The 10,633-nt window shown below is 73.5% G+C and carries 10 protein-coding genes; 1 reads left to right on the top strand and 9 read right to left on the bottom strand.

Annotated features, from left to right (window positions below; translation table 11 throughout):
- Window positions 1-218 precede the first annotated feature (218 nt).
- From ACWGSR_RS17365 to infC, 8 genes are all read right to left on the bottom strand, one after another.
- Window positions 219-1,286 carry a PP2C family protein-serine/threonine phosphatase gene (locus ACWGSR_RS17365; protein WP_453567248.1) on the bottom strand — a complete coding sequence of 356 codons (1,068 nt, stop codon included), beginning with the start codon at window positions 1,284-1,286 and terminating at the stop codon, window positions 219-221.
- A gap of 297 nt (window positions 1,287-1,583) precedes the next feature.
- Complete coding sequence (gene pheT, locus ACWGSR_RS17360) at window positions 1,584-4,112, bottom strand: phenylalanine--tRNA ligase subunit beta (RefSeq protein ID WP_376238884.1); 2,529 nt, start codon at window positions 4,110-4,112, stop codon at window positions 1,584-1,586.
- Window positions 4,112-5,239, bottom strand: a complete 1,128-nt coding sequence (gene pheS / locus ACWGSR_RS17355; protein ID WP_366377537.1) for a phenylalanine--tRNA ligase subunit alpha — start codon at window positions 5,237-5,239, stop codon at window positions 4,112-4,114. Before pheS ends, pheT begins: the two co-directional genes overlap by 1 nt.
- Before the next feature lie 157 nt (window positions 5,240-5,396).
- A complete protein-coding gene (locus ACWGSR_RS17350) occupies window positions 5,397-6,554 on the bottom strand; it encodes a sensor histidine kinase (protein WP_376238888.1) in 1,158 nt (385 codons plus the stop codon).
- Window positions 6,555-6,647: 93 nt separating this feature from the next.
- The gene (locus ACWGSR_RS17345) at window positions 6,648-7,487 is read right to left on the bottom strand and encodes a TrmH family RNA methyltransferase (protein ID WP_062758670.1); all 840 of its coding nucleotides are present in this window, start codon (window positions 7,485-7,487) and stop codon (window positions 6,648-6,650) included.
- Window positions 7,488-7,614: 127 nt separating this feature from the next.
- Window positions 7,615-8,001 carry a 50S ribosomal protein L20 gene (gene rplT, locus ACWGSR_RS17340; RefSeq protein ID WP_019884941.1) on the bottom strand — a complete coding sequence of 129 codons (387 nt, stop codon included), beginning with the start codon at window positions 7,999-8,001 and terminating at the stop codon, window positions 7,615-7,617.
- A gap of 106 nt (window positions 8,002-8,107) precedes the next feature.
- Window positions 8,108-8,302 (bottom strand): 50S ribosomal protein L35, encoded by a 195-nt coding sequence (gene rpmI / locus ACWGSR_RS17335; RefSeq protein ID WP_015032399.1) that lies wholly within the window; start codon window positions 8,300-8,302, stop codon window positions 8,108-8,110.
- 123 nt (window positions 8,303-8,425) lie between these two features.
- Window positions 8,426-9,094 (bottom strand): translation initiation factor IF-3, encoded by a 669-nt coding sequence (infC, locus tag ACWGSR_RS17330; protein ID WP_376238894.1) that lies wholly within the window; start codon window positions 9,092-9,094, stop codon window positions 8,426-8,428.
- Window positions 9,095-9,447: 353 nt separating this feature from the next.
- Here infC and ACWGSR_RS17325 point away from each other — a divergent pair, with 353 nt between their 5' ends.
- Window positions 9,448-9,825 carry a DUF1844 domain-containing protein gene (locus ACWGSR_RS17325; RefSeq protein ID WP_030214668.1) on the top strand — a complete coding sequence of 126 codons (378 nt, stop codon included), beginning with the start codon at window positions 9,448-9,450 and terminating at the stop codon, window positions 9,823-9,825.
- A 73-nt stretch (window positions 9,826-9,898) separates the two neighbouring features.
- Here ACWGSR_RS17325 and ACWGSR_RS17320 read toward each other — a convergent pair whose 3' ends face one another.
- The gene (locus tag ACWGSR_RS17320; RefSeq protein WP_453567244.1) at window positions 9,899-10,633 is read right to left on the bottom strand and encodes an SseB family protein; all 735 of its coding nucleotides are present in this window, start codon (window positions 10,631-10,633) and stop codon (window positions 9,899-9,901) included.

Raw genomic sequence — 10,633 nt, 5'->3', positions numbered from 1 at the left:
GATTTCGCACGGGGTGTGAACGAAGCACCCGTTCTCACGGCCCGCGCGCTCTGCCGCGCCCGTCCCGGCCCCGGTTGACTGTGCTTCTCGCCGCAAGGCGACGACCGGGCCGCCGGCTCCCCCTCGTACAGTGCGGCCGCCCGGTCCGCGTCGCCCGCCCCGCTGATCTGCCCGACACTCCGTGGCGGGGCGGGCGGCGCCGGCACCGGCCCCTCCTCTCAACAGTGGGAGGAGGGGGCGGGCCGGGGGCGGCGCAGCCCGGGTTCGGCGGGCTGCGCCGGCACCCTGGCGCGGTCGTTCCGTACGACGAGGAGCGCGATGTCGTCGGCGAGCCGGCCGCCCGTGTGGTGCAGCAGCTCCGCGTGGACCCGTCGGACAAGCGCCGCGGGCGCCTCGCCCGGCGGCCCGGCGAGGGCGGCGTCGAGCGCGAAGAACCGGCCCCGGTGGTCCCGGGCCTCCTCCGCGCCGTCGGTGTGCAGGACGAGGGTCTCGCCGGGCAGCAGCCGGGCCGCCGTGTACGGCGCGAGGCCGACGGGCAGCGGCAGCACTCCGAGCGGGGGCAGCGGGTCCCCCACGGGAAGGCGTTCCGCCTTCCGGCCGAGGCGGTACGGGACGGGGTGGCCGCAGTTGAACACGGAGAGCCGCCCGTCGGGCCCGATCTCCAGGAGCAGCAGGGTCACGAACTCCTCCGCCGCCGGGTGTTCGGGGTCCGTCCCGGCCCGCGCCGGGTGCTCGTCCCGGGCCCGTTCCCGCAGGTGCCGTTCGAGTGCCCGCTCCAACCGCCGCAGCACTCCGGCGAGTTCGGGCTCGTCGTGGGCGGCCTCGCGGAAGCTGCCGAGCACCGCGACCACGGCGCCGAGCGCGGCGAGCCCGTGGCCCCGGACGTCCCCGACGACGATCCGCACCCCGTAGGGGGTGGCCACCGCCTCGTACAGGTCCCCGCCGACGGACGCGCCCCGGGAGGCGGAGAGCTGCCCGGCGGCCAGGGTCAGCCCTTCGAGGCGGCCCGGCGGCGGTCGCAGCAGCACCTGCTGGGTGGCGGCCGCGACGGCCCGCGCCCGGGCCAGCTCGCGTATGAGCCCGCGACGGACGCCGAGGACGAGGCCGATGCCGACGGAGAGGAAGACGGCGCTGGTGGCGATCCGTATCGGCAGCCCCGGCTCCCTGGCCGGCGGACAGGCGAACCTCCACGCCACGGCCACCGCGCCCCAGGCGGCGGGAAGAGCGAGCGGGGCCAGCCGGCGGAGCCGGGAGCCATCGGAGTCCAACGACCTCGTACGGATCATGCACGGCCCTTCCCGAGCCCCGACGGCACCCGAAGGCGCCGCGGCACGCAGGTCCGCCCCTGCGGCCGCGTCGATTCTCCCGACCGCACCCACCCCGGCGGAACACCCCCCGACGATCTCACCCGAAGGAGTGAGCACCTCCGGCGCGCCGCCCTTCGCCGGGGCCGCGCCATCGGTACGGACGCGCGAGGCCCGTAAGGGCGTACGCGACACGGGCCTTCCGGAAACGACGGAGGGCCGCCCCGGAGCAGGTCTCCGGGGCGGCCCTCCTGGTCACCGCTGGGTGCCGCCGCGAGGTCAGGCGCCGCGCAGGACGGCGCCGGTGCGCTCGGTGGCCAGGGCGACGGCCGCGTCGCGGGCCGCGGAGGCCTCGTCGACCGTCAGGGTGCGGTCCGGCGCGCGGAACTTCAGGGCGTACGCCAGGGACTTGGTGCCCTCGCCGAGCTGGTCGCCGGTGTAGACGTCGAACAGCCGGATGGACTCCAGGAGTTCGCCCGCGCCCTCGCGCAGGGCGGTCTCGACCGCGGCGGCCGGGACGCCGTCGGCGACGACCAGGGCGACGTCCTGGGTGGCGACCGGGAAGGAGGAGATCCGGGGGGCCTTGAGGGGACCCTCGGACGCCGCCTCGACCAGGTCGAGGTCGAGCTCCATCGCGCTGGTCCGGGCCGGCAGGCCGAAGGCCTTCACGACGCGCGGGTGCAGCTCGCCCGCGTGGCCCGCCGTGCGCTCCTCGCCGTCGACGACGACGAGCAGCTCGGCGCAGCGGCCCGGGTGCCACGGGCCGTACTGGCCTTGGCGCACGATCAGTTCGGCGCCGGCCTCGCGGGCGACCGTGCGGGCGGCCTCGACCGCGTCCGCCCAGTCGGACGGGCGGCCCCTGCCCCACCAGCCGGCCTGCTCGCGCGCGCCGGCGAGGACGACGGCGGCGTGCCGGGGCTGCGCGGGCAGGGCCGCGTTGACCTCGGCGATCTCCTCGTCCGTGGGGCGCCGGTCGACGCCGAGGCGGACGGCGACGCCCGGACGCTCGCCGGCCAGGAAGACCAGGCCGGTCTCGAAGAGCGCCAGGTCGTGGCTGCCGCGGCTGTCGTTGCGGCGCAGCGCCCCGAGCAGGCCCGGGAGCAGCGTCGTACGGAGCGCGGGCTCCTCGTCCGAGAGCGGGTTGACCAGCTTCACCACGCGGCGGGAGACGTCGTCCGCGTCCAGGCCGAGCTGGTCGAAGACCTGCTCGCCGAGGAACGGGTAGTTCAGCGCCTCGACGTAGCCGGCGCCGGCCAGGGCGCGGCCCACGCGGCGGTGGACGCGCTGGCGCTCGGTGAGCCCGCGGCCGGCCGGGGGCTTGGGCAGCGTGGAGGGCAGGTTCTCGTAGCCCTCCAGACGGATGACCTCTTCGGCCAGGTCGTTCGGCTCGTTGAGGTCGGGCCGCCACGAGGGGACGGTGACGATCAGCTCGTCCTGGCCGTAGACGTCGCAGCCGACCTCCTGGAGGCGGCGGACGACGGTCTCGCGGCCGTAGGCGACGCCCGCGACCTTGTCCGGGTGGTCCGCCGGGACGACGATCGTCCGGGGCGCGGACGGGGCGACGACCTCGGTGACGCCGGCCTCGGCCGTGCCGCCCGCGAGCAGCACGAGCAGGTCGACGGTGCGCTGCGCGGCGGCGGCGGCGGCCTGCGGGTCGACGCCGCGCTCGAAGCGCTTGGACGCCTCGGAGGCCAGCTTGTGGCGGCGGGCCGTGCGGGCGATCGAGATCGGGTCGAAGTGCGCGGCCTCGATGACGACCTCGGAGGTGCCGGTGACGACGCCGGTCTCCGGGTCGGTGACCGGGTCGGCGATCTCCGTGTTGGCGCCGCCCATGACGCCCGCGATGCCGATCGGGCCGCGGTTGTCGGTGATGACCAGGTCCGCGGCGTCCAGGACGCGCACGGTGCCGTCGAGGGTGGTGATCTTCTCGCCGGCCTCGGCGCGGCGGACCCCGATGGGGCCGTCGAGCCGGGTGCGGTCGTAGGCGTGGAGCGGCTGGCCGAGCTCCAGCATCACGTAGTTGGTGACGTCGACGGCCAGCGAGATCGGGCGCATGCCGGCCTTCTGGAGGCGGCGCTGGAGCCAGATCGGGGAGCGGGCCTCGGGGGCCAGGCCGACGACGGTGCGCGCGGTGAAGCGGTCGCAGCCGATCGGGTCGGTGATCTGGACCGGGTGGCCGTACGAGTTCGGCGCGGGCACGTCGAGCAGCGCCGGGTCGCGCAGCGGCAGGCCGTAGGCGGTGGCCGTCTCGCGGGCGACGCCGCGCATCGAGAGGCAGTAGCCGCGGTCCGGGGTGACGGCGATGTCCAGGACCTCGTCGAACAGCTCCAGGAGGACCGTGGCGTCGGTGCCGACCTCGTGCTCCGGCGGCAGCACGATGATGCCGTGCGTCCCGTCGTCGCCCATGCCGAGCTCGTCGCCGGAGCAGATCATGCCCCGGGAGACGCGGCCGTACGTCTTGCGCTCGGCGATCCGGAAGTCGCCGGGGAGGACGGCGCCGGGCAGGGCCACGACGACCTTGTCGCCCTCGGCGAAGTTCCGGGCGCCGCAGATGATCTCCTGGGGCTCGCCGGTGCCGTTGGCGTCGCCGACGTCGACGGTGCAGAAGCGGATGGGCTTCTTGAACTCCGTCAGCTCCTCGATGGTGAGGACCCTGCCGACCACCAGGGGGCCGGACAGGCCGGTGCCGAGCCGCTCGACGGTCTCGACCTCCAGGCCTGCCGAAACGAGTTTGGCCTGGACGTCTCGGCCGGTCTCCGTCGCCGGCAGGTCGACGTACTCCCGCAGCCAAGAAAGCGGGACCCGCATCAGATCTCCATCCCGAACGGCCGGGTGAACCGGACGTCACCCTCGACCATGTCTCGCATGTCTTCGACGTTGTGGCGGAACATCAGCATCCGCTCGATGCCGAACCCGAAGGCGAATCCGCTGTACTTCTCGGGGTCCACGCCGCAGGCGACGAGCACCTTCGGGTTGACCATGCCGCAGCCGCCGAGCTCGATCCAGCCCTCGCTGCCGCAGGTGCGGCAGGGCCGGTCCGGGTTGCCGACGGACTCGCCGCGGCAGACGTAGCAGAGCATGTCCATCTCGGCGGACGGCTCGGTGAACGGGAAGAAGTTCGGGCGCAGCCGGGTCTTCATGTCCGGGCCGAAGAGCGCCTGGACCATGTGGTCGAGGGTGCCCTTGAGGTCGGCCATGGTGAGGCCCTCGTCGACGGCGAGCAGCTCGATCTGGTGGAAGACCGGGGTGTGCGTGGCGTCGAGCTCGTCGGTGCGGTAGACGCGGCCGGGGCACACGACGTAGACCGGGGGCTCCCGGTCGATGAGCGTGCGGGCCTGCACCGGGGAGGTGTGGGTGCGCAGGACGACGCCGGACTCGTCGCCGGTGGTGCCTTCCGGCCCCTCGACGAAGAAGGTGTCCTGCATCTGGCGCGCCGGGTGGTCCGGGACGAAGTTGAGGGCGTCGAAGTTGAACCACTCCGCCTCGACCTCGGGACCCTCGGCGATCTCGTACCCCATGGAGACGAAGACGTCGGAGACGCGCTCCATGAGGGTGGTCAGCGGGTGGCGGGCGCCGGCCGGGACGCGGTCGTACGGCAGGGTGACGTCGACGGCCTCCTCGACGAGGACGCGGGCGTCGCGCTCGGCCTCCAGCTCGCCCTGGCGGGCGGCGAGGGCCTTGGAGACGACGCCGCGGGCCTGGCCCACGAGCTTGCCCGCGGCGGCCTTGGCCTGCGGGGGCAGGGCGCCGATCTCCCGGTTGGCGAGCGCCAGCGGCGAGGTGCCACCGGTGTGCGCGGTCTTCGCGTGCGCGAGCGCGTCGAGGTCGCCCGCGGCGGCGAAGGCGGCGAGCGCCTCGTCCCGCATGCGCTCGATCTCTTCCGGTTTCAGTGCCTCGACCTCAACCGGGTCGTACGACTTATTGGGTGCGGACATCTCTTCCCGTGCTTCCGTTGGCTTGGCTGGGCGGCCCCGCTCGACGTCAAGGGCGCAAACGTGCCAAAGGTCGAGTCTAACGGGGCGGGGGGACGCGGATGAGCCCGTGGGCAGGCCGGACGGCTCCTGATGGTCTCCGGTCTCGCGGGGCGAGACGTCAGAGGAGGTGGGCCGGGGTGCCGACGGGCAGGATAAATCGGAACTCGGCCCCGCCGCGGGGGCCCCGTCCGACGGTGATGGTTCCGCCGTGGGCCTCGACGACGCCCTTGACGATGTAGAGGCCGAGACCGGTGCCGCCGCGCTTGCTGCCCCGCCAGAAGCGGGTGAAGACGCGGCTCATGGACTCCTCGGGGATGCCGGGGCCCTCGTCGCTCACGGTGACCTCCGTTCCCTCTTCTCCGTCGTCGCCCGCCGTGGTGGGTGCCACCTCGATGGTGACGGTTCCCTCGCCGTGGCGCACCGCGTTTTCGAGGAGGTTGCCGAGGATCTGGTCGATCTTGTCGGGGTCGGCCCAGAGCGGGGGCAGCTGCGGCCTGATCCGTACGAAGAAGCGGTCCGGGGACTGGCCGCCGGTGGTGTGGGCGTGGACGTGCCGGCCGACGGCCGCCGCGATGTCGACGGGCTGGCGGCGGACCTCCAGGCGGCCGGAGTCGATCCGGGAGATGTCGAGGAGTTCGGCGATGAGCCGCTTGATGCGGCCGGCGTCGGCGTCGACGGTCTCCAGCATCAGCCGCTTCTGCTCGTCGGTGAACCGCTCCCACTTGTGGAGGAGGGTGGCGGTGAAGCCCTTGACGGAGGTGAGCGGGGAGCGGAGCTCGTGGGCGACGGTGGCGATGAGCTCGGCGTGGCTGCGCTCGGTGCGGCGGCGGGCCTCGGTGCCGCGCAGGGAGACGACGACCCGGCGGACGGGGCCCGTGGGGTGCTCGCGGACGTAGCGGGCGGAGACGAGGACCTCGCGGCCGCCGGGGAGCAGCAGGTTGCGCTCGGGCTGCCCGCTGCGGGTGGCGAGTCCGCCGTACGGGTCGGTCAGCGGCCACCAGCGGCGGCCCTTGAGGTCCTCCAGGGGCAGCGCCAGGTCGAGGGGGAGGCCGAGGGCCCGGTCGGCGGGGACGGCGGTGATGCGGGCGGCGGCGGCGTTGAAGCAGACGACGCGGCCGTTCCCGTCGGCGACGACGAGCCCGTCGGGCAGGTCGTCGGGCAGGAGGCCGGCGAAGCCGGCGTCGGTACGGGCCGCGGTGCCCGTGGGCTCGGCCCGTTCCGGGGCGTGCGGGCCGTCGCTCCGTGCCTGTGCGGGACTGTCCGTGCCGGCCGTCATCCCCGTACCCCACCCCTCCGTGTAGCGCAGTGGGCCACCCGAGTGCGCCACTCTACTGGGCGGGCGGGGCGGAACGGTCCCTTCCGGGTTCTCTCAGGCGGAGGTACGGGGGCGCTGGGCGCGCGCGGAGGCGTACAGGCAGACCGCGGCGGCGGTGGCGAGATTGAGGCTCTCGGCCTTGCCGTGGATCGGGACGCGGACGACGGCGTCGGCGAGGGCCCGGGTCTCCTCGGGCAGCCCCCAGGCCTCGTTGCCGAAGATCCAGGCGGTGGGCCCGCCCATGGTGCCGGCGTCCAGCTCGTCGTCGAGGTCGTCCCGCCCGGCCCCGTCGGCGGCGAGGATCCGCACGCCCGCGGCCTTGAGTCCGGCGACGGCCTGCTCGACGGGGACGCCGACGGCCACCGGCAGGTGGAAGAGCGAACCGACGGAGGCGCGCACGGACTTGGGGTTGTAGAGGTCGACGGAGGCGTCGGTGAGGACGACGGCGTCGGCGCCGGCCGCGTCGGCGCAGCGCAGCACGGTGCCGGCGTTCCCGGGGTCGCGCACGTGGGCGAGGACGGCGACCAGCTTGGGGCGGGCCGCGACGATCTCCTCGAACGGCGAGTCGAGGAACCGGCAGACGCCGACGAGCCCCTGCGGGGTGACGGTCTGGGAGACCTCGGCGAGGACGGCGTCGGAGGCGTGGTGGACGCGGGCCCCGGCGGCGCGGGCCGCGTCGACGATGGCGGCGTAGCGCTCGGCTGCCTCGACGGTGGTGAAGAGCTCGACGAGGGTGGGCTCCCCGCCGGGCCCCCGGTGCTCGACGGCCTCGCGGACGGCCTGGGGGCCCTCGGCGATGAAGAGGCGGTCCTTGCCCCGGAAGTTGCGCTTGGCGAGCCGCCGGGCGGCGACGACGCGCGGGGAACGCGGGGAGATCAGCTCGGGGGTGACCATGGCGTGCGGCGGTTCTCTCTTCGGGGCCGGGGCTGCGGGGGCCGGGTGGTTCAGGGGGCCGACGCACCCGGACCCGCAGGCGCGTGAGCGTCTGCGGGTCCGGGCGGAGGTACTGCGGCCTGGAAGATCAGGCGGCGGCCTTCGGGGCGTTGACGTCGGCCGGGAGGGCCTTCTGCGCGACCTCGACGAGGGCGGCGAACGCGTTGGCGTCGTTGACGGCCAGCTCGGCGAGGATCTTGCGGTCCACCTCGATGTTGGCGGCCTTCAGACCCTGGATGAGGCGGTTGTACGTCATGCCGTTCAGGCGGGCAGCGGCGTTGATGCGCTGGATCCACAGCTGACGGAAGTCGCCCTTGCGCTTCTTGCGGTCGTTGTAGTTGTAGACCAGCGAGTGGGTGACCTGCTCCTTGGCCTTGCGGTACAGGCGCGAACGCTGACCGCGGTAGCCGGAGGCCTGCTCGAGGATCGCCCGGCGCTTCTTGTGGGCGTTGACTGCCCGCTTGACGCGTGCCACTTGTTAACTCCTTGTAGCGGGGTCGTGGTTGGACTCACACGACCCGAAAAACGAATGGGTCCCGGACCTGGCCGGTGGCCCTCGTCGCCGAGGGCGGGTGATCAGATCAGATGCCCAGCATCTTCTTGATCTTGGCCGCGTCGCCCGGGGCCATCTCCGCGTTGCCGGTGAGGCGACGGGTCAGCTTGGACGACTTGTGCTCGAGCAGGTGGCGCTTGCCGGCGCGCTCGCGCAGGATCTTGCCGGAGCCGGTGACCTTGAAGCGCTTCTTGGCACCGGAGTGCGTCTTGTTCTTCGGCATCGCGCCGTATCTCCTCGTCAGTGGCGCTCCCCCCGGTGCGGGCACCGGACGTCCGGGAGCGTCAATTCTTTGTTCGGTGGGTCCGGGCGGGGCCCGGGGCTGCCTGGGTGGCAGCCCCTCGGGTCACGCCTCGGGGGTCTCGGCCGGAGCCTCGGCCTCGGGTGCCGGAGCCTCGGGGGTCTCCTCGGCGGTGACGCCCTGGCGCTCGGCCTTGCGTGCGGCCTGGGCCTCACGCGCCTCGGCCATGGCCTCGGTCTTCTTCTTGTGCGGACCGAGAACCATGATCATGTTCCGGCCGTCCTGCTTCGGGTTGGACTCGATGAAGCCGAGCTCCTCGACGTCCGACGCCAGCCGCTGCAGCAGCCGGAAACCGAGCTCGGGGCGGGACTGCTCACGACCACGGAACATGATCGTGATCTTGACCTTGTCGCCCTGCTTGAGGAACCGGACGACGTGACCCTTCTTGGTGTCATAGTCGTGCGGGTCGATCTTCGGCCGGAGCTTCATCTCCTTGATGACCGTGTGCGCCTGGTTCTTGCGCGCCTCACGGGCCTTCATGGCCGACTCGTACTTGAACTTCCCGTAGTCCATGAGCTTGCACACGGGCGGACGGGCGTTCGCCGCGACCTCGACCAGGTCGAGGTCGTACTCCTGTGCGAGCTCCAGGGCCTTGGCAAGCGGAACAATCCCGACCTGCTCGCCGCTGGGTCCGACAAGTCGCACCTCGGGAACGCGAATCCTGTCGTTGATGCGGGGCTCGGCGCTGATGGATCCTCCTCGGTAGCACCACACGACCGCCTGGCGGACGGACGCGCAACGTCTGTTTCTGAGACCAACCGAGCCGGTACATCAAAAATGCCCCGGACGGGACACAGGCGGGGCTCCATGGAAATACCGGAGCACCGCCGCGGTCAACCGCGGGGCGCACATCGGGCGGCTCCATCGTCCGTACGGAACGATGGGCGCCACCTGACCGGTGACCCGCCACCCGTGAGGGCGGTCAGGTGGGAGAACGGAGCCTCCACTTGTGGGCCGGGCACACATGTGTCCAGCCGGTCGTTACACAAGGTTAGCAGGGCCTGTCCGTGTTTGCGAACGGGGACGGCCGCTCCACGTGCGGGACGGAGCGGCATATCGTGTGGGGCATGAGCGAGACGCCCCAGAACGAGTCCCCCGACTCCTCCGACACCCCCGACTTCGAGGCCATGACCCGCGACATCGCCGAGGTCCCGGCGGTCGAGGTGATCGTGACCGTCGCCGTCAACCTGATGAGCGCCGCCGCGGTGAAGCTCGGCCTCACCGAGGAGGGCGACAAGCACAAGGACCTCGACGAGGCCCGCAAGCTGGTGCACGCGCTCGCGGGCCTGCTCGACGCCGGCGCGACGGAGGTCTCCTCCTTCCACGCCGCGCCCCTGCGCGACGGCCTGAAGTCCCTCCAGCTCGCCTTCCGCGAGGCCTCCCTGATCCCGGACGAGCCGGGCCAGGGTCCGGGCGAGAAGTACACGGGGCCGGTGTACGGCTAGGACCCCTCACGGGGGTACGGGGGTCGCCCCCCGGAAGACGACAGCCACGGGGCCGGTGTACGGCCAGGGCCGTTCAGACGTTCCGTACGTAGAAGGGCTCGCCCGGAGGCGTGGCCGAGGCCGGCAGGAGTGCCAGGTCGAGGCCCCGCACCAGGCGGGCCCTCAGCGTCTCGTCGGCGGCCAGGGCGCGCGCCACGCTCTGGGCGGCCTCCGCCGGGGAGGCGTCCCCGGCGAGGACCAGGGCGAGGGTGCCGTCGGCGGCGCCGGGGCCCAGGTGGGCCCGGAGCACGGCGGGCTCGGCGGCGACGGCGACCCGGACCGCCTCCCGCACGGCGGGGTCGTCGAGCGGGTCGGCGCTGGCGCGGCCCTCGGCGAGGGCGAGCAGGGCCGGCCCGGTGACCTGGTACGGCACGGGGCCCGCGAGGTCGAGGAGGAGCGTGTCCGCCTTCTCGTGCGCGACGGCCTGGAGCGCCTGGTGCAGCGGGACGGCCACGGGCCGGGCCTGCGGGTCCCAGAGGGCGAGCGAGGCGGTCGAGGTGAAGGCGGGCAGGGCCCGCCGGTCACCGGCCGTGAGGGTCGGGACCGCCATGTCGCTGGTCTTCTCGCGGCGCAGGCCGTTCTCGTCGGTCTCGACCTCGCCGAGGACGGCGACCACGGGGACGAGCAGCCGGGCCTCCCGCAGCGCCTCGAGGACGGGTCCGTGGGCGGTTCTGTCCTCCGCCCAGGCCGCGAGGGCCGCGGTGAGCCGCGGGTCGGCGGTGCCGTCGTCGTCGGAGAAACCGGGGTCCGGGATGTTCTTGAGCGCCAC

This window comes from Streptomyces sp. NPDC055632 (assembly GCF_053618675.1).
The sequence above is the reverse complement of the archived record's forward strand: the minus strand, read 5'-3'. Positions and strand labels throughout refer to the sequence as shown.

Coding starts and splice junctions, on each gene's coding strand:
- ACWGSR_RS17365 (WP_453567248.1), bottom strand. CDS start 1,286: ATGATCCGTACGAGGTCGTTGGACTCCGATGGCTCCCGGCTCCGCCGG.
- pheT (WP_376238884.1), bottom strand. CDS start 4,112: ATGCGGGTCCCGCTTTCTTGGCTGCGGGAGTACGTCGACCTGCCGGCG.
- pheS (WP_366377537.1), bottom strand. CDS start 5,239: ATGTCCGCACCCAATAAGTCGTACGACCCGGTTGAGGTCGAGGCACTG.
- ACWGSR_RS17350 (WP_376238888.1), bottom strand. CDS start 6,554: ATGACGGCCGGCACGGACAGTCCCGCACAGGCACGGAGCGACGGCCCG.
- ACWGSR_RS17345 (WP_062758670.1), bottom strand. CDS start 7,487: ATGGTCACCCCCGAGCTGATCTCCCCGCGTTCCCCGCGCGTCGTCGCC.
- rpmI (WP_015032399.1), bottom strand. CDS start 8,302: ATGCCGAAGAACAAGACGCACTCCGGTGCCAAGAAGCGCTTCAAGGTC.
- ACWGSR_RS17325 (WP_030214668.1), top strand. CDS start 9,448: ATGAGCGAGACGCCCCAGAACGAGTCCCCCGACTCCTCCGACACCCCC.